This window comes from Hansschlegelia sp. KR7-227, assembly GCF_049446035.1.
Classification (GTDB): Bacteria; Pseudomonadota; Alphaproteobacteria; order Rhizobiales; family Methylopilaceae; genus Methylopila.
This window is the reverse complement of the sequence record NZ_JBMSEA010000001.1, coordinates 874,729-899,185: the sequence shown is the minus strand read 5'-3', so window position 1 is coordinate 899,185 and position 24,457 is coordinate 874,729. Positions and strand designations below refer to the sequence as shown.

The window sequence follows — 24,457 nt, the reverse complement described above, 5'->3', positions numbered from 1 at the left end:
GTCAACTCCCCTACTCCGCCGCATCCTTCGCATTGGGCCCGCCATAGACCTTCAGCACGTGGCGGTGCAGCCGGCGCTCGCTCGGGTAGCTGCGGACCATCGGCACCTTGCCCTCGCAGATGGCGCGCTGCATGCCCAGCCAATAGTCGACGCTGAGCAGTTGCGGATGGGCCGTGCGGAACAGGCGGCGGAGCTCCGGATCGTTGATCCTCAAGCCCGTCATCATCTCCTCGGGCAGGAAGATCGTGCCCTCCTCGAAGAACCAGTCGGGCACGTCCTCCTCGCCGTCCTCGCGGCCGACATTGGTGCGGATCTTGACGTCGGTCAGCGGCTCGACCGCGTCGTAATCGAACAGATAGACGCGGCCGATCGGGCTGACGCCGTAGTTGCGGCCGTCGAGGTCCTTGTTGAAGATGTTCACCGCGGCGTTGTTCTTGATGCAGTCGCCAAGGTTGCGCACGGCCGTGCGGCAGGCCTCGGGGCTCGCCGTCTCCAGGAACAAGGTGAGCGGGATCATCTTCATCTGAACGATGAGGTGGCGGAACAGCGCCTTGTCGCCGTAGAGGCTGACGGCGCCCGCGGCGTCCTTCAGAAGCTCGTCCAGCAGCGCCGGCGCGAACAGGCCGCGGTCGAGCGTGACGTTCTTGTAGATGACGTTGTCCAGCATCGAGCCGGCCCGGTCGGCGTCGTGGACCAGGCCGTATTTGTCGAGCACCGCCTTCACGCCGGCGAAGGCGCCCCATTTGTAGCCGGCGGTCGGCGCGTCCCGGATGACCTTCAGCACATAGGACGAGGACGGCGCGGTGAATCCGATCGCCACCGTGCCGCGAAATCCCGGCGCCGTGTCGAACGGCTCTCCGCTCGCGCGATGCTCCCCGACGATCTCGTCCATGACCGCGCGTTTGCCGACATGGTTGAAGCCGATCGTTGAATAATGGGCGCCGAGCGGCCGCTTCGGCATGAGCTGGTGCAGGAAGGCCGCGAGCTCGTGATAGTGCGCGAGGGTGACGTGAAAGTTGGCGAGCGTGGACGAGAACACGTAGAGAAGCTGGTCAGGCTCCGTGAGCACGGCGTCGACATAGAGCCCCGCCGGGCCGTTCAGGACGGCGATCAGCAGCGGGACCGGCGCTCGGCCCTCCGACGCCGCGCGGCCGACGAGATAGGCGCCGCGGTTCCGGAAGAACCCGGCGTCGACGATCTCGAGCGTCAGCGGCTCGCCGTCCCGGACGCCCGCCTTCAGCAGAGCGCGGTTGATCTCCATCGCCGTCAGCCGCGCGTCGGTCGCCTTGTCGCGCCAACCGATCGCGAACGACGCGACGTCCAGCACCCGCGCGACGTCCGCGCCGCGGACCGGCAGCGCGCCCTGAAAGCGCCGCAGGATATCGGCTGGCCGGGCGAGTCCTTGGGCGTCGGAGGAGATTTCGTAGGCCGCCGGCTTCCAGACGTCCTCGAACAGCTCGCGGCGGATCGAGGTGAGAAAGGCGAAGGCGAGATCGGCCTCGTACCGCCCGCGGATCAGGTCGAGGCAGCGCGTCTCGAGGGCCGTCCAGAACGCCTCGTCGCGCTTGAGCTCCGGACACGCCGATTCGAGATCGCCCGTGAGCCGCGCCACAGCCGCGGAGTAGAGCGACAGCCGGTTGCGCGAGAGCGCGACGATGCGCGGCCAGTCGCGAGCCTCGAAGGCCTCCTTGGCGCGAAACGGAATCGCGCGCGACTCCGCGTAATAGTCGTCGAAACCGGCGCAGACGATCCGGGCCACGATGGCGGCCCGCTCCTCGCGATCGATCGCGGCGTAGAGATCGGAGATGTCGACCTCGCCGCGACCGGCGCCGGACATGCGGCCGTCGGCCATCGCTCCTCCTGTGAGCCCCGCCGAGGTTCTGCCGCCGCGGCTTGGGATCTTCGACGGCATAGTGTCCGACCGCGCCGGCCTGCGGAAGCCCCGACGCGTCCGGACGAGGGGTGAGCGGACCGACACGGCGAGGTCCAGGAGATCACGCCTTGCGCGCTCTTTGCGGGGCGGCCACGCCAGCGGCGGCGCGAAGGCCGACGTTCCGCTTCGGCTCCCAGTTCGAGATGGAGGCGTCGCCCGGCGAATGCGACCTGATCACCGACTTCAAGCGACGCCGCGGCGGCCGCGATTTTAAGGTTGATAATCGGTTTCCCTTCCGGGAGGGGCCGCCCGGCGCCAGGATCAGCCACGGAGAAATCAGGCCGCGGAGGAACAGCGATGGGTGAGCTTGAAACCGTAATGGAGCGCCTCGGCGCTCACGCGAGGCGCCTGGAAGAGCGCTCGCGGTCGGCGCGGTCGGCGAATGACGACGGCGCCCTGATGGTCCAGACCCTCGCCCTCATGTCGGAAGCTCTGCTCAGGGTCGGGCGGGACGTCCGGCACCTTCGCAACCAGCTCGCCGACAGGCCGTAGGCGGCCTTCGCAGCAGGCGAAGGCCGCCGCCGGATCGGCGGACGCGTGGCGCCGGGGCCTTCAGTACGTGTAGCGGCGCTCGTGGCGACGATCGTGCTTGCGATCGTCCTTGCGGTCGTACCGACGGTCGCGCCGGTTGTCCTTGCGGACTTCGCGGGTCACGACCCTGCGTTCGACGACGCGGCGATCGTAGCGCGGCGTCGTGTCGACCACCACGGTCCTGCGATCGTAGCCGCCGGCGCGCCGTCCGGTCTCGGTGCAGCCGGCCGTCGCCGCCGCAAGCGCGATCACCGCGCAGATTCCAAGTTTCATCGCCTCAGGCCTCTGATTCGTTTCTCTCGTTAGGCCATCTAGCCCGATAAGGAGGCGACGGTCACTCAAGGCGGGGCGAGGCCGCGCCCCTGGACGCCGCTCGGGCGTTATACCGATATAAGCGCACGCCGCTCAGCGGCCCCCTTTCAGTGTCGAAAGCGGACATAACGACGGTTGTGGCGTTGAACGTCGCCCGGCCTTCAGTCAGTCATGCCGCGTTCGAAAGGGGACGGCCAAGCGATGTCGACCGCCATCATCGGCAAACTCGAAGCGCTTCATCCGCTTCCGGAAGACGACAAGAAGCTGCTGCACGCGGTGGTCGGGCGCGGCCGGCCGCTCAGGGCGGGCGAGGACATCGTCTCGGAGGGCGACCACACCGCCGTCGTTCACGTCATCATCGAGGGCCACGGCTACCGCTACAAGACGCTTCCGGACAACAAGCGCCAGATCATCGGATATCTGGTTCCCGGCGACTTCTGCGACCTCTACGGCTTCCTGCTGGACCGGATGGATCACGGCATGGCGGCCCGCACCGCCTGCCAGGTCGCGGAGCTCACCGAGGACCACATCCTGATGCTGACCTCGCGGCCGGCGCTGGCGCGCGCGCTGTGGTGGTCCGAGCTCGTCAACGCCGCGATCCTGCGGGAGTGGCTGGTGAACATGGGACGGCGCACGCCGAGCGCGCGCGTCGCGCATATTCTCTGCGAACTGCTTGTCAGGCTTCAGGTGGTCGGTCAGGCGAAGACGGACCGCTTCAGGCTCGAACTGTCGCAGGCCGATCTCGCCGACACGGTCGGGCTGACCACCGTGTCGGTGAACCGTGCGCTGCAGCGGCTGCGCGGCGCCGGCCTTATCCATCAGACGGGCCGCGACATCGACATACCGGATGTCGAGGCCCTCAAAGCCTTCGCCGACTTCGACCCCAGCTATCTGCATTTCAGGCAAGACCGCGATGACGCGAACGGAGGACACGGGTGATGGAGTTCAAGCCGATCAAGGTCGCGACGGGCTCAGCCGATGACGAGGGACGTCTCGTGATGCACGAGGGCAAGCTCATCGCCGTGCTCGTTCGGCTCGACGATCCTGGGCATGGACCCGCAATCGGCCAGTGGAGCCTCGAAGCGGGCTTCAACGGCGTCGACAGCGCCAAGCCTCCGCTGTTTGCGAACCTTCAGGCCGCCGAGCGCTGGATCGAGCTGCAGCTGACAAACTTTATAGCCCTATAACGATTTTCAAACGTCGTCGGCGCTTTCGCTCTCCGCCCACGGACGAAACGCCCAGTCCGCGGGAACGATGATCCGGCCCATGCGTAGGTGGAGTCCTCACCACCTGCCATGGGAGCCAAATTTGGCCAAGGAAAAGACGCTCGCGGACGCCTTCCACGAGACGCTCAAAGACGTCTACTACGCCGAGAAGCAGTCGGTGCGCGCGCTGAAGAAGTCGGCGAAGGCCGCTCAGTCCCCCGAACTTAAGACTGCGTTCGAAGACCATCTCGAAGAGAGCCAGGAGCAGGTTGAGCGGCTTGCCCAGGTGTTCGAGATCATCGGCAAGCCCGCCCGCGCGAAGACCTGCGAGGCGATGACCGGCCTGACCGCCGAGATGGAAGAGGATCTCGAGGATTTCGGCGGCACCCAGGCCTCCGACGACGTGCTGATCGGCTGCGCGCAAGCCGTCGAGCACTACGAAATCGCGCGCTACGGCCTGCTCAAGACCTGGGCCGCGAAGCTCGGCTACGACGAGGCCGTGCCGCTGCTCGAGCAGACGCTGGCCGAGGAAAGGAAAGCCGACGAACTGTTGTCCAACATCGCGCTCGGGCTCGACGTCTCGGGCGAGACGGCCAAGCCGAAGGCCAAGTCCAAGGCGGCCTGAGCGGCGGCGGTGAGGCTCGGGCGTGACGAACTGCCTTGCGCCCGGGCCGCCGCCTACGACCGACATCACCTGATTCTATTTTGAGGTTTCCACGAAATGTTTATGCGGATTGATAAACTACAGGCCGAACTCCCGAAGCCGAAAAAGGCGGATCCGAACGCCGCTGCGGCGTTGCAGGAGCTGCTCGGCGGCAAATTCGGCGAAATGTCGACCCTGAACAACTATATGTACCAGAGCTTCAACTTCCGAAATAAATCCAAGGTTATGCCGTTCTACAGCCTTGTCGCGAGCATCACGGCGGAAGAGCTGGGCCACGTGGAGCTTGTCGCGAACGGCATCACGATGCTCGCGAACGGCCCGACGCCGGATAAGGACCACAAGGGCGACATTTCGAAGTCGCCTTTCGAAGACATGAAGGACATCCGCTCCGCTGCGTCGTTCCTGCACGCCGGGGGCGGCGCGATGCCCGTCGACTCCAACGGGCTGCCGTGGAACGGCACCTTCGTGTTCAGCACCGGCAATCTGGTGCTCGACCTGCTGCACAACTTCTTCCTCGAGTGCGGCGCGCGGATGCACAAGCTGCGCGTCTACGAGACGCTTTCCGACCCAACCGGCCGTGAAGTCTGCGGATATCTGCTCGTCCGCGGCTCGGTGCATGCGCACGCCTACGCGCTCGCGCTGAAGAAGCTCACCGGCGTCGAGATGGAGAAGATGCTGCCGACGCCGAACATCGATCTTTCGAAGATCCCGGAGTCCCAGAAGTATCTCGACGAGGGTAGCCACCGGCGTCTCTACACCTGGGGCGAGGAAACCTATCGCGAGATGGCCGCGGTTTGGGGCGGCGGCGAGCAGGCGCTTCCGGGCGACCCGCCCGGCGAGCTGGAAGTCGTCTCCGGTCACCCGGACGGCGGCAAGATCGACGAACTCGTGGGCGCGTCGTCGGCGTTCACGACCGATTACGATCCGAACGAAATCTTCGAGATCGCATCGAAGCTCCACAGCAAGCTTTGATTGGAAGGCTGTTCCGGAAGCGCGACCGTCGCGCTTCCGGAGACGTGCCCATGAGCGGTAGGACCCGGCTTGCGCATCGGAATTATCGCCCACCCGAAGCATCCCATAGCCGAGCCTTTCGCGGGCGGCCTGGAAAACCACACTCACCTCCTCGCCAGCGGCCTGCGCCGCAAGCGCCACGACGTCACGGTGTTCGCGTCGAATCGCTCGGACCAGGACCTGGGCCTCGAGCCGATCTGCGGACAGACCGCGGTCCCCGAGGTCGGATTGGCGGAGGCGCCCGACGTCGCGCTCTTCCGCGAGCACGACGGAAGAGCGGCCCCGCCTGCTCGACGCGGCGAAGCTCTCGACGCCCGCCGGATCGCCAGCCCGCACGACCCGCACGGCGGCGAGAAGGCCGCCCGCTTCCTGCTCGAGCGCGCGGACGCATGAGCGCGGCCCCTCTCACGCCCGTGCTCTGTTCGGAGGATTCGCGTCATGCGGCGTAGCGGCTCGCTGCCTCCGGGCTACTTCGAGGACATGTATCGGGCCGATCCCGATCCATGGCGTTTCGAGAGCAGCGCCTATGAGGCGGAAAAATACGATCGGACCATCGCGGCGCTCGGCGGCCGACGCTACGCGACCGCGCTCGAGATCGGCTGCGCCAACGGCGTGCTGACGCGCCGCCTCGCCGACCACGCCCTCGACCTTCTGGCGATCGACGTCAGCGAGACCGCGCTCGCCCGAGCCCGGACGCGCTGCCGCGACGGCGGCGTGCGTTTCGAGCGGCGGATGTTTCCGAGCGACGTGCCCGAAGGACCGTTCGACCTGATCGTCCTCTCCGAAGTCGCCTATTATCTGGACGACGCCGACCTCGCGACCGCCGCGCGCTGGCTCGACGGCGCGCTCCGGGCGCATGGCGACCTCCTTATGGTGCACTGGACGGGCGAGACCGACTATCCGCAGTCGGGCGACGAGGCGGTCGCCAAGCTCACGGCCGGGATCGAGGCGCCCCTCCACCGGCTCACGGGCGAGCGGACCGAGAGCTACCGTCTCGACCTCTGGCGACGGACGCCGTGAGCGGCGTCAGCGTGCTCACGCTCGCGCGGGGCAGAATGCGAGGCTGTTCCGGCGCAAATGGGGCTGGTGGCCGATGGAGGGCTGGCTTCGCGCCTTCGAGGCCACGGGCGCGATCGCGCTGAGCGGCCACGAGATCCGGGTCCTCGCCTGACGCCGGACGGCTGCGTCCTCAACGCTTGCGAGGGCTGGCGTTGGAACTTATTCCGCGGCCGCCATATCAATCCCGTCGCCATGCGCCCATATGAAGGTCTGACGCGCTTTACGCGGGTCCAGCCCGAAAGGGGCCTCTCCATGTCATTCCACCCTCTTCATGATCGGGTCGCCGTTCGGCGCCTCGACGGCGACGCGATGTCGAAGGGCGGGATCATCATCCCTGACACGGTGAAGGAGAAGCCGCAGGAGGGCGAGGTCGTCGCCGTCGGTCCGGGCGCGCGCGACGAGGCCGGCGCGCGCATACCGCTCGACGTCAAGGTCGGCGACATCATCCTGTTCGGCAAATGGTCCGGCACGGAGGTCACGATCGACCACGTCGATCTCCTCATCATGAAGGAGAGCGACGTCATCGGGGTGCTCGACCGGCCGAAGCTCGCGCAGGCGGCATAAGCCCGCGCTCCGCGCTCTCTTTCCCAATTCTCTTTTCAGAAAGCTGTTCTCATGACCGCCAAGACCGTGATTTTTTCGTCCGAAGCGCGCGACCGCATGCTGCGGGGCGTCGAAATCCTGACCGACGCCGTCAAGGTGACGCTCGGCCCCAAGGGCCGCAACGTTCTCATCGACCGCTCCTACGGCGCGCCGCGCATCACCAAGGACGGCGTGACCGTCGCCAAGGAGATCGAGCTGCTCGACAAGTTCGAGAACATGGGCGCGCAGCTCGTCCGCGAGGTCGCCTCGAAGACCAACGATCTCGCCGGCGACGGCACGACGACCGCGACGGTGCTCGCCGCCGCCATCCTGCGCGAGGGCTCGAAGCTCGTCGCCGCCGGCCTGAACCCGATGGATCTCAAGCGCGGCGTCGACCTCGCGGTCGCGGCGGTCGTCAAGGACATCGAGGCGCGCGCCAAGAAGGTCGGCTCCTCCGAGGAGATCGCGCAGATCGGCACCATCGCGGCCAATGGCGACGCCTCCGTCGGTCAGATGATCGCCGAGGCGATGAAGAAGGTCGGCAATGAGGGCGTGATCACGGTCGAGGAGGCGAAAACCGCCGACACCGAGCTCGACGTCGTCGAGGGCATGCAGTTCGACCGCGGCTACCTCTCGCCCTACTTCATCACCAACGCCGAGAAGATGTCCGTCGAGCTCGAGGACCCCTACATCCTGATCCACGAGAAGAAGCTCGCGGGCCTCCAGGCGCTTCTGCCCCTGCTCGAAGCGGTGGTGCAGACCGGACGACCGCTGCTGATCATCTCCGAGGACGTCGAGGGCGAGGCGCTCGCGACGCTCGTCGTCAACAAGCTCCGCGGCGGCCTCAAGGTCGCGGCCGTCAAGGCGCCGGGCTTCGGCGACCGCCGCAAGGCGATGCTCGAAGACATCGCGACGCTGACCGCCGGCCAGGTCGTCAGCGCCGATCTCGGGGTGAAGCTCGAAAACGTCACGATCGAGATGCTCGGCCGCGCCAAGCGCGTGCGGATCGACAAGGACACCACCACGATCGTCGACGGCTCGGGCGACAAGGACGCCATCCAGGCCCGCATCGGTCAGATCAAGGGCCAGATCGAGGAGACCACCTCCGATTACGACAAGGAGAAGCTCCAGGAGCGTCTCGCCAAGCTCGCGGGCGGCGTGGCCGTCATCCGCGTCGGCGGGGCGACCGAAGTCGAGGTCAAGGAGAAGAAGGATCGTGTCGACGACGCGCTGAACGCGACGCGCGCCGCGGTTCAGGAGGGAATCGTGCCCGGCGGCGGCGTCGCGCTGTTCCGCGCCAAAGCCGCCCTCGCCCATGTCACGTCCGACAACGCCGACGTTCGGGCAGGCGTCTCCATCGTGCTCCGGGCGCTCGAGGCGCCGCTGCGGCAGATCGTCGAGAATGCCGGCTCCGAAGGCTCGATCGTCGTCGGCAAGCTGCTGGATTCGGAAGATCCGAACACCGGCTTCGACGCTCAGACCGACGCCTATGTCAACATGATCGAGGCCGGCATCATCGACCCCGCCAAGGTGGTGCGGACCGCGCTGCAGGACGCAGGCTCGGTCGCCGCCCTCCTCATCACCAGCGAGGCGATGATCGCGAGCGTTCCCGACAAGGATGGCGCGCCGCAGGCCGGCGGCGGCATGGGCGGGTACTGACCGCCCGTCGCCCTCCCCAACAGGAGCTTGAGGACCAGTGGTCAAACTGATCGAAGTGAAAAGCCTGGGCGGGACGAATTTCGTCCGGGCGGATCGGGTCATCGCCGTGCAGACGTCGGCGACCGGTTCGACCGTCATCGTCATGGAGGGCGGCGCCGTCGTAAACTCGTCGGAGCCCACGCCAGTGGTCGCCGCCCGGCTGCGGGCGGCGGAGGATCAGGGATAGCCGCCTGGACACGCTCGACGTCACCATCCGGCACCGGACGGCGTATCGTTATCGCCGGCCGGTGAGCCTTCAGCCTCATCGACTGGTGGTGAGCCCGCGCGAAAGCCGCGAGCTGCGGCTGGCGTCGATGGACGTCACGTTTGCGCCTGCGGCGTCGTTGTCATGGTCCTACGACGTGTTCGGCAACGCCGTCGCTACCGCGAGTTTCTCCGAGGCGGCCGAGAGCCTGCTCATCGAGAGCGTCGCCCGGATCACGCTCGAGACGGCCGCCTGGCCGGTGTTCGACATCGCCGCCTCGGCGATCCTCTATCCGTTCCCTTATTCGCACGACGATCGGATGGACCTCGGGCCCCTGGCGCTCAACCAGCATCTCGACCCCGCAGGCCGCCTGCACGCCTGGGCGCGGGCCTTCATCTTCGCCAACCCCACCGACACGCTGTCTTTGCTGAAGGACATCAACGCCGGCGTCTGGACGCGCATCTCATACGAGATCCGCGAGGACGAAGGCACGCAGTCGCCGCTGGAGACGCTCGACCGCGGACGCGGCTCCTGCCGGGATTTCGCGACCCTGTTCGCGGAGGCCGTCCGAACCCTCGGCTTCGGCGCGCGCGTCGTCTCCGGCTATCTGCACGACCCGGCGCGGGGACTGGTCGGCTCGGCCGGACCGGGCTCGACCCATGCATGGGCCGAGGTCTATGTGCCGGGCGCGGGCTGGATCACCTTCGATCCGACGAACCGAAGCGTCGGCAACGCCAACCTCATCCCGGTCGCCGTCGCCCGCGACATCCGGCAGATCATGCCCGTGTCCGGGAGCTATTTCGGCTCCGACGACGCGTTCCTGGACATGTCGGTCGACGTGTCCGTCGGTTTGACCGATCCTGGCGGGTCCTCCTGAGGCGCTTCGGCCACGCGACGGCACACGCCCCTGGTATGAGTCTCGATCGCCGCCAGCGCCTCGTCGAGCGAGTGGAACGGACCGGGCCGCATGCCTGACATCGTCATCTTGGCGTTGCCCTCCGGCTCGACCAAGAACGTCCGCTCCTCCGTGGTGCGGATAACGCCCATGGCGCGGCCGAGTAGATCGGTCAGCACCCATTCGTTCCGGTCCTCGACCGGTTTGACCATGACGTCCAAGCGCGCTCCTGCCTCTGTCGGCGCCCGGCGAACCCCTCACGATCCGGAACAGGACCGATGGCGTCCTCGTCGCCGGACGTCGTCGAGCGTACGAAAATAAAGCGCCGTCGTCCTTGTAAAAGCCCGTCGGCAGGCGCATTTTAAAATCGTTGCTTCAACAGTGTATGATTTGGCCAGCGCGAAGCCAAGGCGACGCGCGCCGGGTTCTATTTCTAGCGGATAGCAAATTCGACGGCGCTGACCCAGGGGGTGAGCGGATGTCTATCGTTACTTTGAAAAGGAATTCCCATGTCTTCGGGAACAGTCAAATGGTTCAACGCCCAGAAGGGCTTTGGTTTCATCGCGCCGGATGACGGCGGCGCAGACGCCTTCGTGCATATTAGCGCCATGGAGCGCGCCGGGATCGCCGATCTCCAGGAGGGCCAGAAGGTCAGCTACGAGCTCGTCGCCGATCGCAAGAGCGGCAAGATGACCGCCGACCGACTGCAAGTTCAGGCCTGATCGCGCCGCCGGCCGGCTTCGGAGCTTCGAGCAGCCGGCGAAAGCGCCGCCATCACGCGAGGTCGACCACGGATGTACTGGCGAACCTCGTTTGCGGCGGCGCCGCAGCGTCAAGTCGGAAGAGACGCCTAGCGTCTTCGGACCCCGTCGTCTTTCGAGACGGCGGGGTCTTTTCTTTTCGCTCACCGATCGTGGGCGTCGAACCCGGGAGCAAGGCGCATGGCCAAGGCACAGAAGCGCGGCAACAAGGAAGCCAAGAAGCCCAAGAAGGTCAAGGAGCCCGTGGCCGTCCCGACCGCGCTCACGCGCGGCGTCTCCGCGATCTCGGCGACGTCGGCCAAGCCCAAGAAATCCTGAAGGCCGGCGCAATGTCGACCCGGACCACCGAAACCACCGTCACCTTCGAGCGGCCCTTCACGTTGAAGGCCCTCGACGGAGTTCAGCCGCCCGGGACCTATCGGCTCGTCATCGACGAGGACGAAATTCTGGGCGTGTCCTTCCTGGCCTATCGACGCGCCGCCACGATGCTGCAGACGCCGGAGCTCTCCGTCCGCGGCGGGCTGGTTCAGTCGCATCTCGTCGATCGCGCGGACCTCGAGGCCGCGCTCGAAGGGGACAGGACCGCTGCGCCCGCGCCCTGAGCGGACGCCTGCCCCGCGATCGGACGCGGCCGTAGCGCCGTGGGCGACGAAAGATCCCTCCTGCCGTCTGTGACGACGGCCGCCGTCGGCCCCTCTCTGCGCGGCGGGATGGATCGACGCAGGCCTCGGCTGAGGCCGCGAAAGACGACCCGGCGAGCTCGGGCGCAACAGATCGCCTCGCCTTCAGGTCGTGGCCGGAAGGACGAACATGCTTGATCTCGTGCAGAACCTCATGGCCCGCCGCGCGCAGGCGACGCCGTGGAACGACGTCTCCCCGGTTCGTGAAGAGCTCTTCGGCGTCGAACGGCTGGAGCAGCACGCCGAAACGCTCGCGGCCGCCCAGCCCGTGACCCGTCGGCCGCCCCGCGTGCGCTCGCTCCGGGTGCGGCTGGGCGAGAACGCGGCGACGCTGCTCGCCGCCTACAAGGCGAGCGCCGCGGAGCTCGAAACCGGCCACGGCGTCACGCCGGCCGCGGAATGGCTGCTCGACAACTACCATCTCGTCGAAGACCAGATCCGCGAGATCCGCGAAGACCTTCCGCCGGGCTACTACCAGCAGCTGCCGAAACTTGCGGAGGGCCCGTTCGCCGGCTATCCGCGCGTGTTCGGCCTCGCCTGGGCGTTCGTCGCGCACACCGACAGCCATTTCGATCCCGTCATTCTGGCGCGGTTCGTCGCCGCCTATCAGCGGGTTCAGCCGCTCACCATCGGCGAGCTGTGGGCGGTCGCGATCACGCTGCGGATCGTGCTGATCGAGAACCTCCGCAGGCTCGCAGACCAGATCGACGCCGCGCGCTCCGAACGAGCCGACGCCGAACGGCTGGCCGACCGCCTGCTCAGCGCGGGCGGCGCGCGGGCGGCGCTCGACGCCGACATCTCGACGCGCGAAGCCGGGCCGGTCTCCGAGCTGTTCGCAGGGCATCTCGCCAAACGCCTGCGCGATCAGGACCCGCGGACCAATCCCGCGCTCGAATGGCTCGAGTCGCGCCTGAAGCTGCAGGGCTCGTCGGTCGACGAGGCGGTGCAGCACGCCCAGCAGCGGCAGGGCGCGTCGAACGTCTCGGTCCGCAACGTCATCACCAGCATGCGGCTGATCTCCGACATCGACTGGGCCGAGCTCGTCGAGAGCGTCAGCCTGGTCGACGAGCGGCTGCGCGGCGCGAGCGGCTTCGCGGGCATGGATTTCGCGACCCGCAACCTCTACCGCAGCGCGATCGAGCAGCTCGCGCGCGGGTCTGGCGCCACCGAGCTCGAGGTCGCCGACGCAAGCCTCGCCGCGACGCGCGCCCCGGGCGGCGGCCGTGAGGCCGAGGCCGAGCGCCTCATGGACCCGGGATTCCACCTGATCGCCGAGGGGCGGCCGGCGCTCGAACGCGCGATCGGCTTCCGGCCGTCGCCAGGGCTGTGGTTCAACCGGTTCAGCGTCCGGCTCGGCATCGGCGGCTATGTCGGGACGATCCTGCTGCTCGCCGCCGTCCTGATCGGACTTTCGCTGTGGGGCCTCTCGGTCGCCGGCGCCGGGGCGCTCTGGCTCGTCGTCGTCGGGCTGCTCGCCGTCGTGCCCGCGACCGACGTCGCGACCGCGCTGGTCGACCGGGCCATCCAGTGGAGCTTCGGCTCTCATGCGCTGCCGGGCCTCGATCTCTCGGCGGGCGTGCCCGCCGAACTCCGGACGCTCGTGGCCGTGCCGACGCTGCTCACCAGCGAGGCGGATCTCCTCGAGCAGATCGGCCGGCTCGAGATCCATCATCTCGCCGGCGCCGGCGGCGATTTGTCCTTTGCGCTCGTGTCCGACGGCGTCGACGCCGACCGCGAGACGCTCGACGGCGACGCGCCGCTTCTCGCCGTCGCGGCCGAAGCGATCGCCCGGCTGAACCGACTCTACGGCCCTACCCCCGGCGGAGAACGCTTCCTGCTGCTTCACCGCCGTCGGCTCTTCAACGCGGAGGAAGGCGTCTGGATGGGCTGGGAGCGCAAACGCGGCAAACTGCATGAGCTCAACCGCCTGCTGCGCGGCGCGACCGACACGAGCTTCATGGCCGTCGACGGCCGCGCGCCGCATGCGCCGACCGGCGTCCGCTATGTCATCACGCTCGACGCCGACACGCGTCTGCCGCGCGACGCCGCCGTCCGGCTGGTCGGCAAGATGGCGCATCCGCTGAACCGCCCGTCCTTCGACGCCGACAGGCGGCGGGTCGTCGGCGGCTACGGCATCCTTCAGCCTCGGGTCACGCCCTCGCTGCCGATCGGCCGCGAAGGTTCGGTCTATCAGCGCGCCTTCTCGGCGCCCGGCGGCATCGATCCGTATGCGGCGGCGGTCTCCGACGTCTATCAGGACCTGTTCGGCGAAGGCTCGTACACCGGTAAGGGCATCTACGACGTCGACGCCTTCGAAGCCTCGCTCGCCGGCCGCACCCCCGACAACGCGATGCTGAGCCACGATTTGTTCGAGGGCGTGTTCGCCCGCGCGGGGCTCGCCTCCGACGTCGAGGTGATCGAAGACTTCCCCGCACGCTACGACGTCGCCGCCCGCCGGCAGCACCGCTGGACCCGCGGCGACTGGCAGCTGCTGCCCTGGGTTCTGGGCGTCGGCCAGGGCCAAGCCGGCCTGCCGGCCGTCGGGCGCGGCAAGATGCTCGACAATCTTCGCCGGTCGCTGAGCTCGCCCGCCGCTCTGGCGACGCTCGCCGCCTGCTGGCTGCTCCCGCCGCCGGCGGCCGCCTGGGGCGTCGCGCTGCTGCTCGCGGCCCTCGCGATTCCCGCCGCGCTCCACCTCGTCTTCGCGGTCGTGCCGGGCCGGGCCGGCATCCATATGGCCAACCACAACCGCATGCTGCTGGCGGATTTGCGGCTGGCGATCCTGCAGATCGGCCTCACGATCGCCTTCCTGCCCGACAAGGCCTGGCGCATGGGCGACGCGGTGCTGCGCTCGCTCGACCGCGTGTTCCGGACTCGTCGGCTGCTGCTCGAATGGACGACGGCCGCGCAGTCGACGGCCGCTCCGCGGCTTACTCTGAACGGGTTCTACCGCATGATGGCCGGCGGAACGGCGCTCGGGCTCGGGCTCGCGGCGGTCTGTCTCGCCGTCGCCCCGGCCTCGTGGGCGCTGATCCTGCCGTTCGCGGTCGTCTGGGGCGCCGCGCCTGCGATCGCGCTGTGGGCGAGCCGCGCGCCGAGCGCGACCGCGGCGCTCGCCCTCCCCCCGCAGGACGCCGTCGAACTTCGGCTGATCGCGCGGCGCACCTGGCGCTTCTTCGAGACCTTCGTCACCGCCGCCGACAACATGCTGCCGCCGGACAATTTCCAGGAGGACCCGAGCCCCGTCGTCGCGCGCCGGACCTCCCCCACCAACATCGGCCTCTATCTGCTCTCCGCGGTCGCCGCACGCGACTTCGGCTGGACGGGAACGGCAGCCGCCGTCGACCGCATCGAGGCGACGCTCGCGTCGCTCCGAACGCTGCAGCGACACCGGGGCCATTTCCTCAACTGGTATGGCACCGAGCGCGGCGAGGCGCTTGTTCCGGCCTATGTCTCCACGGTCGACAGCGGAAACTTCGCCGGCCATCTGATCGCTCTGGCGCAGGCCTGCGAGCAGTGGGCGTCAGCGCTGGTCTCGCCGAACGCGCGGTCCGGGCTCGCGGACGATCTGGCGCTCGCGCGCCGCGCGCTTGCGGGGCCGCCTCATGCCGGAGCGTCGCGCGCGAGGCAGGCGAGCCTGATCCTCGACGAGATCGAGGGGCATCTGAGGAGCGCGGTCGCTTTGCCCGCCCTCGCCCCGGTCCTGATCCGCCTCGCCGACAAGGCGGCCAAGACCGTCGATGGCCCGCCCTCGGCCGAGGAGGAGGATGCGTCCGACTTCGGCTTCTGGATGGCGGCCCTGTCCCGGGCGGCGGCCGAGCACGCCCATGATCCGGCCGTCGCGCAGGACGTCGGCGCGCGACTGGCCGCGGTCGCGGCGGAAGCCCGGCGGACCGCTCTCGAGATGGATTTCGCCTTCCTGCTCGATCCCGAAAGAAAGCTGCTGTCGATCGGCTATTCGCTGCCCGACAACCGCCTCGACCCGAGTTGCTACGACCTGCTCGCCTCGGAGGCGCGGCTGGCCAGCCTGTTCGCGATCGCGAAGGGCGACGTCCCGACAAGGCACTGGTTCCGCCTTGGCCGGACCGCCACCCCGATCGGCAACGGCTCCGCGCTGATCTCATGGTCGGGATCGATGTTCGAATATCTGATGCCGTCGCTCGTCATGCGCGCGCCGGCCGGGAGTCTGCTGGACGAGACCAACCGGCTCGTGGTGCGGCGCCAGCAGGACTACGGCCGTTCGCTCGGCGTCCCGTGGGGCGTGTCGGAATCCGCCTACAACGCCCGCGACCTCGAATTCACCTATCAGTATCTGAACTTCGGCGTGCCCGGCCTCGGGCTGAAGCGGGGCCTCGCCGAGAACGCCGTGATCGCGCCCTACGCCACCGGGCTCGCGGCCATGGTCGACCCGCAGGGCGCACGGGCCAATTTCGGCCGCCTCGAGGACTTGGGCGCGTGCGGTCGCTACGGGTTCTACGAGGCGCTGGACTTCACCCGCTCCAGGGTGCCGGCCGACGCCCGGTTCGCGCTCGTGCGCAACTACATGGCCCACCACCAGGGCATGACGATCGTCGCGATCGCGAACGTGCTGCAGGAGGGCTGCATGCGGGCCCGGTTCCACCGCGAGCCGATGATCCAGGCCTGCGAATTGCTGATGCAGGAGCGCGTCCCGCGCGACGTCGCCGTCGCCCAGCCGCGGGCCCAGGAGGTCAAGGCTTCGACCCATGAGGACGTTGGGACGTCGGCCGCGCGGCACGTCGCCCCCGCGACCGGCGGGCCGCCCGTCACCCATGTCCTGTCCAACGGCCGCTACGCCGTCATGCTGACGGCGGACGGAACCGGCTACAGCCGCTGGCGCGACCTTGCGGTGACCCGTTGGCGCGCCGACGCGACGCGCGACGATCACGGCTCGTTCGTGATCTTGCGCGACGTCGGCAGCGGCCGCGTCTGGTCCGCCGGGTCCGAGCCCGTCGGCGCGGCCGCCGACCATCAGGAGGTGGTGTTCGAAGAGGACAACGCCTCCTTCATCCGCCGCGACGGCCCGCTCACCACGACGATGGACGTGCTGGTGTCGGGCGAGGTCGACGGCGAGGTGCGGCGCGTCACGCTGACCAATGCGGGCCGGACCGCCGTCGAGGTCGAGCTGACGTCCTACGCGGAGATCGTGCTCGCGCCGCCGGCCGCGGACGCCGCGCATCCGGCCTTCGCCAAGCTGTTCGTCGAGACCGAACATCTCGCCGAGTTCGGCGCGCTGGTCGCAACGCGGCGTCCCCGGGCCCAGAGCGAGGCGACGATCAGCGCCGCGCATTTCGCGGTGGTGGAAGGGGAGGCCTCCGGCGAACCGCAATATGAGACCGACCGCGCCCGGTTTCTCGGCCGCAGCCTCGCGCCCCGCGACGCTTTTGTCGGCGCCGCCCGGCGGAACCTGTCGAACACGGTCGGCGCGGTTCTCGACCCCGTTTTTTCCATCCGCCGCCGCGTGGCGGTTCCTGCGGGCGGCGTCGTGCGCGTCGCCTTCTGGACCGTGGTCGCGACGTCGCGGGACGCGCTTCTGGACCTCGTCGACACGCATCTCGATCGAAGCGCGTTCGATCGCGCGAAGACGCTCGCCTGGACGCAGGCTCAGGTGCAGCTCCGCCATCTCGACGTGGCCGCGGACGAGGCCGCGGACTTCCAGCGGCTCGCCGCCCCGCTGCTGTATCCGGACGCCCGCTTCCGGGCTCCGTCGGACGCGATCGAGCGCGGCGCCGGCCCGCAGCCCGGCCTGTGGCCGCACGCGATCTCGGGCGACCTGCCGATCGTCCTGCTCCGAATCGACGACGTCGAAGACCTCGAGCAGGTGCGGCAGCTGCTGCGCGCCCACGAGTACTGGCGCATCAAGCGCATCGGCGTCGACCTGGTGATCGTCAACGAGCACGCCTCGTCCTACCTGCAGGATCTCCAGGTGGCGATCGACACCGCGGTCCGCAGCAGCCAGTCGCGCCCGAGGCTCGGCGACGCGCCGGCGCAGGGATCCGTGCACGCCCTGCGCGCCGACCTGCTCACGGCCGAGGCCCGCAACCTCATCCTTTCGGTAGCGCGCGTCGTGCTGGTCGCGCGACGCGGCCCGATCGCGGCGCAGATCGACCGGACGCCCGAGCCCGCCCCGCGCGGCGCTCCCGTCGTGACGCCCACGCCGAACGCGACGGCGTCGCCGGGCCGGTCGGCCCAGGCCGCCGCGGGTCTCGAATTCTTCAACGGCCTTGGCGGCTTCGCGAAGGACGGCCGGGAATACGTCACGATCCTGGACGGCGGCCGGACCACGCCCGCGCCGTGGATCAATGTGATCGCCAATCCGACCTTCGGCTTCCACGTGTCGTCCGGCGGCAGCGGCTTCACATGGTCGGAAAACAGCCGCGAGAACCAGCTCACGCCGTGGTCCAACGATCCCGTCGCCGATCCCGCGGGCGAAGCGATCTACGTACGGGACGACGAGACCGGCGAGGTGTGGACGCCCACCGCCCAGCCGATCTGCGACGGCGGCCTCTACGTCGCCCGCCACGGCTTCGGCTACAGCCGGTTCGAGCATGAGGCGAACGGCGTCGCGCTCGAGCTGACGCAATACGTGGCGGCGGATGATCCCATCAAGATCTCGCGGCTGACGCTCCGCAACACGTCCGGGCGACCGCGTCGCCTTTCGGTGACGGCCTTCGCGGAATGGGCGCTGGGCGCATCGCGCGCGGCGTCGGCGCCTTTTGTCGTGACGAGCGTCGACGCCGCGACGGGCGCGCTGTTCGCCCGCAATCCATGGGGGGCGTCTTTCGCCGGCCGCGTCGCCTTCGCCGATCTCGGCGGGCGCCAGACGTCATGGACCGGCGACCGCACCGAGTTCCTCGGCCGCCACGGCGGACCGTCCGCGCCCGCAGCCCTGTTCCGGTCGGACCCACTCTCCGGGGCCGTCGGGGCCGGGCGCGACCCGTGCGCCGCGCTGTCGACGATCGTGTCTCTCGCCGCGCATGAGAGCGTCGAGATCGTCTGGTCGATCGGCCAGAGCGCCTCGGACGACGAGGCGCGCGCGCTCGTCCGGCGCTATCGCGCGGCCGATCTCGACGCCGCGCTGGCGCACGTCACGGACCGCTGGAGCGCGCTGCTCGGCGCCGTCCAGGTCCGCACGCCGGACCGGGCCATGGACGTGATGCTGAACGGCTGGCTGCTCTATCAGGCCCTCGGCTGCCGGATCTGGGCGCGATCGGGCTTCTACCAGGCGAGCGGCGCCTACGGGTTCCGTGACCAGATGCAGGACGGCATGGCGCTGTCCTTGGCCTATCCGGCGGAGACGCGCCGTCACCTGCTGCGCGCCGCCGGCCGGCAGTTCCCCGAAGGCGACGTGCAGCATTGGTGGCTGCCGCATTCCGGCCAGGGCGTGCGCACGCGCATCTCCGACGACCGGGTGTGGCTCGCTTATGCGACCGCGACTTATGTGACAGCCACCGGCGACGCCGCGCTGCTCGACGAGGAGACGCCCTTTCTGGAAGGGCCGCAGCTGAAGGCCGGCGAACACGACGCCTTCTTCCTGCCGATGGAGTCCGCCGAGCGCGCCTCGGTGTTCGAGCATTGCGCGCGCGGGCTCGATCAATGTGTCGGGCTGACCGGCGCCCACGGCCTGCCCCTGATGGGCACGGGCGACTGGAACGACGGCATGAACCGCGTGGGCGAAGGCGGCCACGGCGAAAGCGTATGGCTCGGCTGGCTGTTCATCCGCGCCGTCGCGCTGTTCGCTCCGCTCGTCGACGCCCGCGATCCCGCGCGCGCGGGACGATGGCGGGCGCATGCCGAACAGGTGCGGGCGTCGATTGAACGTGAGGCCTGGGACGGCGAGTGGTACCGCCGCGCGACCTTCGACGACGGGACCTGGCTCGGCTCGGCGTCGAGCGACGAATGCCGCATCGATTCGATCGCGCAGTCATGGAGCGTGCTCTCCGGCGTGGCGGCCCCCGCGCGCGCCGCGCAGGCGATGGCGTCCGTCGACCGCCGTCTCGTCCGGCGCGACGACGGCATCGCCGTGCTGTTCGACCCGCCGTTCAAGTCGACGCCCCGCGATCCCGGCTACATCAAAGGCTATCCCGCGGGGCTGCGCGAGAACGGCGGCCAGTACAGTCACGCCGCGATGTGGACGATCCTGGCCTTCGCCAGGCTGGGCGATGGAGCGAAGGCGCACGAGCTGTTCGCCATGCTCAACCCCATTAACCACGCGCGCGACGCCAACGAGGTCGAGCGCTACAAGGTCGAGCCCTATGTGGTGGCGGCCGACGTCTACTCGGTCGCGCCCCATGAGGGACGCGGCGGCTGGACCTGGTACACCGGCTCGGCCGCCTGGATGTACCGCGCCGGGATCGAAGGCCTGCTCGGCCTCGTCCGCCAGGGCGCCGTTCTGCGGATCGCGCCATGCATCCCTGATTCGTGGAGCGGCTTCGAGGCCACGGTCACGTTCGAGGGGACGTCGTGCCGGATCGCCGTCGCCAGGACCGCGGCGACGGCTCCGGAATGCGCCCTCGACGGGGGACCGCTCGCCGCCGTCGCGGGCGGGTTCAGCGTGCCGCTGGACGGCCGGGAGCACGACGTCAGACTGCTTCTGCCGCACGGCCAGACGCCCGTCACAGCCCCGGCGTCCGCCGCTCTTGCAGCCGGCGCGGCCGCGGCCCCGCCGGCGTGATCGGGCGCAACGGGCGCGTCGTCGATTGCGCCGATCGCCTAGTGGGCTACCCCTACGCCCCGCGCCGAAGGGAGCGGCAGAGCAGGGCGCATGTGCTCCTCGAGCAGACGCGCCAATGCGCTTCATGGTCTAACTAGGCAAGGATGAAATCCGAAGCGCTTAGCGGAGCTTGGTTCATCAGCTGAGCGAAGCGGACCGCCTGCATCGCGCCCGAGCCGTCGTAGTCGACGAACAGATCACCAGTCTTGATATCGTAAACGATGCGGTCGTTCGCGTCGACCTTTGAGCCGGCGACGCCGATCGTCTTGAACTGCGCGGCTTTGAGCGCCCCCTTATTGCCTACCGCCAGGGAAATCCAAGCCCCGAGCTCGATCGTGTCGCCGCCTTGCGAAGCGAGGCCCGAAAAATCGCTGACGTAGTCGACGGTGCGCGCCTCGTCGGGCGGCCCGTCAAACACGAACCTATCGTTCCCACCGCCTCCGTGCAGCGTGTCGGAGCCGCGAAGGCCGGACAGGCGGTTGTCGCCCGCGTTGCCGAAGAGCTCATTGTCGAGCGAATTGCCAAAGCCCGCGAGCGGCTTCGCGCCGGGCTCAAGCACGAGCTTCTCGACATGCTTGCCAAGGCGGTGGCTCACCGAGGCGACCACCGTGTCGACCCCGCGGCCGGCCTGCTCGACGGCTGCGTCGCCGCGGTCGTCGACGAAGTAGCGGTCGTTCCCGAAGCCGCCGACCATGCGGTCTGCGCCGACCTTGCCGTCGAGGCGGTTGGCGAGCGCGTTGCCGATGATGAGGTTGTTCTCGGCGTTGCCGATGCCGACGGCCGCGCGCCCGACGAGCGTGAGCTCCTCGACGTGGTCGGCGAGCGTCCCTCCGATCTGCGACAGGACGCGGTCGCGGCCCTCGCCGGCGAGCTCGACCACCACATCGCCGCGGGCGTTGACGAGGAAGACATCGTCCTCCGCCCCTCCCACCATCGTGTCGCGGCCAGCGCCACCGTCGAGCGTGTCGTCGCCCGCTCCGCCGCGTAGTTCGTCGCTCCCGGCCATCCCGCGAAAGAGGTCGTCCACAGCGCCCGCTTCGCCGGCTGGTCCATTCCGGCCCATGACGACGTCGTTGAAGCGGGTGGCGACGATTTCCTCGACGCTGAGAGAGTCGCCCGCCGCCGCGCCCCATGCGCCGTCCGCCGTGCCGTTGGTCACGTTGAGGTCGAGCCCGATCGCCGTTAGGGCGAGTTCATAACTGACCACGTCATGGCCATCGCCGCCGACGAGATGATGAAAGCCGACCCTCGGGCCGTCAGTTCTCACCAAGACGAAGCGGTCGTCACCGTCGTCGCCGTGGAGCCAGTCGATCTCGAAATAGTATTCGGAGAGGCCGAACCACATGACATCGTCGCCCTCGCCGGCGGTGACCTCATCGCTTCCCTCCTGAGCCGCGATCGAGTCGCTCCCCGAGCCTCCCGAGATTTGATCTGCGCCCTTGCCCCCCAGGATAAAGTCCTCGCCGGCGTTGCCGAAGATCTGATCGTGGCCGTCGTCGCCGAATAGCTGATCGGCGCCCTCGTCGCCGTCGAGGAAATCATCGCTATCGCCGCCGCGCAGCGTGTCGCCCCCGGCGCCGCCGTCGAGCGCGTCGTCGTGGAAACCGCCGAGCAGCGAGTCCTGGCCGCCCTGGCCGAACAGCACATCGTCGCCGTGGGTCCCGTCCATCGTGTCGTCGCCGGCGCCGCCATAGTGGCAGTCGCCGAGATCGGCGGGCGTCTGGCCGGGCTTCAACCCCGTTCTGCCGATGAAGTTGAACGCGACGGGATTGTCGACCTCGAGCCCGAGCCGGGTCGCGATCTCGCGGATGACGACCTCGTCCGGCTCGACCAGCCAGCGGAACTCCTTCTTCGCCGCGTCGTACTCCCACTGCGGCTCGGGCGCGGCCTCGCCGTAGCGGATCCCGTCGTTGAACAGGCTGACGCCGTCGCTGGCGTAAGGGTCGTTGCCGGCGTCGTCCGCGAGCGCCATCCGCTTCGGCTTTTCCTCGCCGAGCAGACCCCACTCGCGCGCCTTTTCGGTCGAGTAGGAATCGATCACGCCGGCCACGACGCCGCCAACCACGAGGCCGATCCCGATGCCGACGAAGACCGGCGCGCCGACCGCCAACGCGCCCGCGATCAGCACCGGCGTCGCGGCCGCGCCCACGACGCGCCCGGCGAAACCCGATCCGGCGGCGATCATCAGCTTGGTCGCAACCGCGACGGAGGCGTCAAGGCCGCTCGCGTCGGGCTTCGCAAGCGCGTTGCGCGCTTCGTCGAAGCACTCGTAGACCTTTACCGCCGTGTCGACCGCCGAAATTGATTTGCCGAGCAGCCCGGTGTTCAACTTGATCTTCAGACCGTCGGGCGCGTCGGTGTCAACGATCGCCTTGTAGGGCGCGTTGTTGTCGATGACGTAGTTCAGGCTGTCGCTGTCGAGGCGGATCTTGGTCTTGTCGTCGCGAGCGAACTCGACAGCGTCGAGCGAATATTTGGCGAAGCTGCCAAAGGACGCCTTGGCCCGAGCGGCCTCCTCGGCTGTCGGTGGTATATGGACCGAACCATCAGGCTGCCGCTCGCCGCGATCGATGATGTCGATAATGTTTACGGTGTAGACATACTCAAGAAACTGATCGCCAACTCCCCAATTGTGGCAAACGACGGTGAAATATTCAGTCGGCTCGTTTATGATGTCGTCAACTATCTTAATGCGTACCGTAATAGTTTGAGGGGTTGAAATTCTCTGAATATCTCGTGACTCGGCAAACGCTTCGTAGTCATTGGCGGTAGTAGTTGCAGTGTATCCTCTTGTTTGAATGTCGAGGAGAGTCGTTCCGCCCCTCCAGTACCAAACAAAGCTGAGATCAATGAATTGCGCCTCTTCCGCTACATTGAATTTGGCCGTAAGCGTCGTCATCCTGACCTCAACACAGCCGGCTTAGTTCGACGCGGGCGACAACCCGCTGCCTGCGCGGCAGCCCCTCTTCTAACTTGGTGCGACGTTACGATCATATACGTAGAAGAACTGATCGAGCCTGGTCGCGGCGGAGGCGTTGCGGCCCGCGGTGCTGGACCTCGAGCGCACGTGCGGCCCGGACCCACAGGTGTCGCGCTCGCCGCCCGGCCTCGCGCGGCTGCGCTTGATCGACGGTGGCCGCGCGCCGAAGGACGCGGCAGAGTAGGCGTATGTGCAGCCTCTACAGCCTCACAAAGGCCGGGCGGCGGGCGCGGGCGGGAATCGCGGCGCTCGCTGTGGACAAAGCACAGAAAGCGCGAACCCTTCGGAAAGGTTCGCGCTTTCTGCCGATAAGTCGTTGTTATTGAAAGCTATTTTCGAACGAGTGGCGCGCCCTACGGGAGTCGAACCCGTCTCTCCAGCGTGAAAGGCTGACGTCCTAACCGATAGACGAAGGGCGCGGGCCGCGGACGTATAGGGGGGTTCCGGCCGGCGGGCAAGTCGCGCGGCGCGCCTGTCCCGTCAGACGCCGAAGAGCCGCATCACCGGCTCGGCGAAGTTCGAGACCGCCGCGGTGATCGCGGTCGACAGGGCGACCAGAATCGCCACGCTGATCAGCGTTCCCAGCCAACCGACGCCGATCGCGACGCCGTCGCTCTCGATCATGCCGAGCGCGAAGGCCGCGATCGTGGCCGCCGGCGGCATGTTGCCGAAGGGTATCGGCAGGGTCAGGATGATCGACAGCACGAAACACGCCGCCCCGGTGAAGCGGTCGGCGACCGGCGTGGTCAGGAGGCCGAAGCGCGGCTTCAGCAGGCGCTCGAGCTTCATGATCCACGGCTCGATCTTGTTCGCCAGCGTCCGGAAGTCCTCGCGCCGCATCGACCGGCGGGTGATGAAGGCGGGGAGCCAGAGCACCCCGCGTCCGATCATCAGCTGGAAGGTGATGAAGACGAGCGGCGCGCCGAGCACGGCGGAGGTGCCGGGCGGCATCGGCAGGGCGTTCGGCAGCGCGAACACCAGAAGCAGGGCGCCGAAGGCCCGGTCCCCGAAGGCGGAGAGAATCGACCCGACGCTGACGCGCTCCTGATCGCCATCGGCCAACCCGCGCAGAACGGTCGAAAATCCGCGGTGCTGCGGCGGGGCTTGGTCGTCCGGGGCGTTCACCGGACGTCGGCTCGCAAGATCGGTCACGATGCTCCGTCAAGGGCTTGTGTGGCGCAGGGGATCGCGCGGCGCGCGCGCATCAAAC

General features: G+C 68.3%; 19 protein-coding genes and 1 tRNA gene. 15 read left to right on the top strand and 5 right to left on the bottom strand.

The window, feature by feature from the left end:
- Positions 1-10 precede the first annotated feature (10 nt).
- The gene (locus ACO2RJ_RS04195; protein ID WP_423266759.1) at positions 11-1,852 is read right to left on the bottom strand and encodes an isocitrate dehydrogenase kinase/phosphatase AceK regulatory subunit; all 1,842 of its coding nucleotides are present in this window, start codon (positions 1,850-1,852) and stop codon (positions 11-13) included.
- Positions 1,853-2,230: 378 nt separating this feature from the next.
- Between ACO2RJ_RS04195 and ACO2RJ_RS04190 the strand changes: the two genes are divergently transcribed.
- On the top strand, positions 2,231-2,425 hold the full coding sequence (locus tag ACO2RJ_RS04190) for a hypothetical protein (RefSeq protein ID WP_423266758.1): 195 nt from the start codon (positions 2,231-2,233) through the stop codon (positions 2,423-2,425).
- Between the two features lie 60 nt (positions 2,426-2,485).
- Here the strand turns inward: ACO2RJ_RS04190 and ACO2RJ_RS04185 are convergent, their stop codons facing one another.
- The gene (locus tag ACO2RJ_RS04185) at positions 2,486-2,737 is read right to left on the bottom strand and encodes a hypothetical protein (protein ID WP_423266757.1); all 252 of its coding nucleotides are present in this window, start codon (positions 2,735-2,737) and stop codon (positions 2,486-2,488) included.
- A gap of 240 nt (positions 2,738-2,977) precedes the next feature.
- Here ACO2RJ_RS04185 and ACO2RJ_RS04180 point away from each other — a divergent pair, with 240 nt between their 5' ends.
- The 14 genes from ACO2RJ_RS04180 to ACO2RJ_RS04115 all read left to right on the top strand — a co-directional run bounded on the left by ACO2RJ_RS04180 (position 2,978) and on the right by ACO2RJ_RS04115 (position 20,228).
- Positions 2,978-3,715 carry a Crp/Fnr family transcriptional regulator gene (locus ACO2RJ_RS04180; RefSeq protein WP_423266756.1) on the top strand — a complete coding sequence of 246 codons (738 nt, stop codon included), beginning with the start codon at positions 2,978-2,980 and terminating at the stop codon, positions 3,713-3,715.
- Positions 3,715-3,963: a hypothetical protein gene (locus tag ACO2RJ_RS04175; RefSeq protein WP_423266755.1), complete on the top strand. Its 249-nt coding sequence runs from the start codon at positions 3,715-3,717 to the stop codon at positions 3,961-3,963. The genes ACO2RJ_RS04180 and ACO2RJ_RS04175 overlap by 1 nt, the downstream gene beginning before the upstream one ends.
- Before the next feature lie 121 nt (positions 3,964-4,084).
- Positions 4,085-4,606, top strand: a complete 522-nt coding sequence (locus ACO2RJ_RS04170) for a ferritin-like domain-containing protein (protein WP_423266754.1) — start codon at positions 4,085-4,087, stop codon at positions 4,604-4,606.
- Positions 4,607-4,702: 96 nt separating this feature from the next.
- Entirely contained in the window at positions 4,703-5,617 is a 915-nt protein-coding gene (locus ACO2RJ_RS04165; protein WP_423266753.1) for a manganese catalase family protein, read from the top strand.
- A 69-nt stretch (positions 5,618-5,686) separates the two neighbouring features.
- Entirely contained in the window at positions 5,687-6,049 is a 363-nt protein-coding gene (locus tag ACO2RJ_RS04160; RefSeq protein WP_423266752.1) for a hypothetical protein, read from the top strand.
- A gap of 45 nt (positions 6,050-6,094) precedes the next feature.
- Positions 6,095-6,676 (top strand): class I SAM-dependent DNA methyltransferase, encoded by a 582-nt coding sequence (locus ACO2RJ_RS04155; RefSeq protein ID WP_423266751.1) that lies wholly within the window; start codon positions 6,095-6,097, stop codon positions 6,674-6,676.
- A 291-nt stretch (positions 6,677-6,967) separates the two neighbouring features.
- Complete coding sequence (locus ACO2RJ_RS04150) at positions 6,968-7,279, top strand: co-chaperone GroES (protein ID WP_423266750.1); 312 nt, start codon at positions 6,968-6,970, stop codon at positions 7,277-7,279.
- A gap of 51 nt (positions 7,280-7,330) precedes the next feature.
- Positions 7,331-8,956, top strand: a complete 1,626-nt coding sequence (groL, locus tag ACO2RJ_RS04145; RefSeq protein WP_423266749.1) for a chaperonin GroEL — start codon at positions 7,331-7,333, stop codon at positions 8,954-8,956.
- Positions 8,957-8,993: 37 nt separating this feature from the next.
- Positions 8,994-9,182, top strand: coding sequence for a hypothetical protein (locus ACO2RJ_RS04140; RefSeq protein WP_423266748.1), 189 nt, complete (start codon positions 8,994-8,996; stop codon positions 9,180-9,182).
- A 4-nt stretch (positions 9,183-9,186) separates the two neighbouring features.
- Complete coding sequence (locus ACO2RJ_RS04135; RefSeq protein WP_423268907.1) at positions 9,187-10,077, top strand: transglutaminase family protein; 891 nt, start codon at positions 9,187-9,189, stop codon at positions 10,075-10,077.
- A gap of 527 nt (positions 10,078-10,604) precedes the next feature.
- Positions 10,605-10,817, top strand: a complete 213-nt coding sequence (locus ACO2RJ_RS04130; protein ID WP_423266747.1) for a cold-shock protein — start codon at positions 10,605-10,607, stop codon at positions 10,815-10,817.
- Between the two features lie 219 nt (positions 10,818-11,036).
- Positions 11,037-11,174 (top strand): hypothetical protein, encoded by a 138-nt coding sequence (locus ACO2RJ_RS04125; RefSeq protein WP_423266746.1) that lies wholly within the window; start codon positions 11,037-11,039, stop codon positions 11,172-11,174.
- A gap of 11 nt (positions 11,175-11,185) precedes the next feature.
- Positions 11,186-11,458 carry a hypothetical protein gene (locus tag ACO2RJ_RS04120; protein ID WP_423266745.1) on the top strand — a complete coding sequence of 91 codons (273 nt, stop codon included), beginning with the start codon at positions 11,186-11,188 and terminating at the stop codon, positions 11,456-11,458.
- A 208-nt stretch (positions 11,459-11,666) separates the two neighbouring features.
- Positions 11,667-20,228, top strand: a complete 8,562-nt coding sequence (locus tag ACO2RJ_RS04115; RefSeq protein ID WP_423266744.1) for a GH36-type glycosyl hydrolase domain-containing protein — start codon at positions 11,667-11,669, stop codon at positions 20,226-20,228.
- A 133-nt stretch (positions 20,229-20,361) separates the two neighbouring features.
- Here ACO2RJ_RS04115 and ACO2RJ_RS04110 read toward each other — a convergent pair whose 3' ends face one another.
- From ACO2RJ_RS04110 to ACO2RJ_RS04100, 3 genes are all read right to left on the bottom strand, one after another.
- The gene (locus tag ACO2RJ_RS04110; protein WP_423266743.1) at positions 20,362-23,166 is read right to left on the bottom strand and encodes a calcium-binding protein; all 2,805 of its coding nucleotides are present in this window, start codon (positions 23,164-23,166) and stop codon (positions 20,362-20,364) included.
- A 425-nt stretch (positions 23,167-23,591) separates the two neighbouring features.
- Positions 23,592-23,666 (bottom strand) — tRNA-Glu (locus ACO2RJ_RS04105).
- Between the two features lie 61 nt (positions 23,667-23,727).
- Positions 23,728-24,399, bottom strand: a complete 672-nt coding sequence (locus tag ACO2RJ_RS04100) for an exopolysaccharide biosynthesis protein (protein WP_423266741.1) — start codon at positions 24,397-24,399, stop codon at positions 23,728-23,730.
- Positions 24,400-24,457: the final 58 nt, after the last annotated feature.

Bases quoted from the DNA above. Each gene is read 5' to 3' on its own strand.
- ACO2RJ_RS04155 (WP_423266751.1), top strand. From the start codon at position 6,095: ATGCGGCGTAGCGGCTCGCTGCCTCCGGGCTACTTCGAGGACATGTAT.
- ACO2RJ_RS04150 (WP_423266750.1), top strand. From the start codon at position 6,968: ATGTCATTCCACCCTCTTCATGATCGGGTCGCCGTTCGGCGCCTCGAC.
- ACO2RJ_RS04110 (WP_423266743.1), bottom strand. From the start codon at position 23,166: ATGACGACGCTTACGGCCAAATTCAATGTAGCGGAAGAGGCGCAATTC.
- ACO2RJ_RS04165 (WP_423266753.1), top strand. From the start codon at position 4,703: ATGTTTATGCGGATTGATAAACTACAGGCCGAACTCCCGAAGCCGAAA.
- ACO2RJ_RS04125 (WP_423266746.1), top strand. From the start codon at position 11,037: ATGGCCAAGGCACAGAAGCGCGGCAACAAGGAAGCCAAGAAGCCCAAG.
- ACO2RJ_RS04175 (WP_423266755.1), top strand. From the start codon at position 3,715: ATGGAGTTCAAGCCGATCAAGGTCGCGACGGGCTCAGCCGATGACGAG.
- groL (WP_423266749.1), top strand. From the start codon at position 7,331: ATGACCGCCAAGACCGTGATTTTTTCGTCCGAAGCGCGCGACCGCATG.
- ACO2RJ_RS04195 (WP_423266759.1), bottom strand. From the start codon at position 1,852: ATGGCCGACGGCCGCATGTCCGGCGCCGGTCGCGGCGAGGTCGACATC.
- ACO2RJ_RS04115 (WP_423266744.1), top strand. From the start codon at position 11,667: ATGCTTGATCTCGTGCAGAACCTCATGGCCCGCCGCGCGCAGGCGACG.
- ACO2RJ_RS04180 (WP_423266756.1), top strand. From the start codon at position 2,978: ATGTCGACCGCCATCATCGGCAAACTCGAAGCGCTTCATCCGCTTCCG.
- ACO2RJ_RS04185 (WP_423266757.1), bottom strand. From the start codon at position 2,737: ATGAAACTTGGAATCTGCGCGGTGATCGCGCTTGCGGCGGCGACGGCC.
- ACO2RJ_RS04190 (WP_423266758.1), top strand. From the start codon at position 2,231: ATGGGTGAGCTTGAAACCGTAATGGAGCGCCTCGGCGCTCACGCGAGG.
- ACO2RJ_RS04130 (WP_423266747.1), top strand. From the start codon at position 10,605: ATGTCTTCGGGAACAGTCAAATGGTTCAACGCCCAGAAGGGCTTTGGT.
- ACO2RJ_RS04120 (WP_423266745.1), top strand. From the start codon at position 11,186: ATGTCGACCCGGACCACCGAAACCACCGTCACCTTCGAGCGGCCCTTC.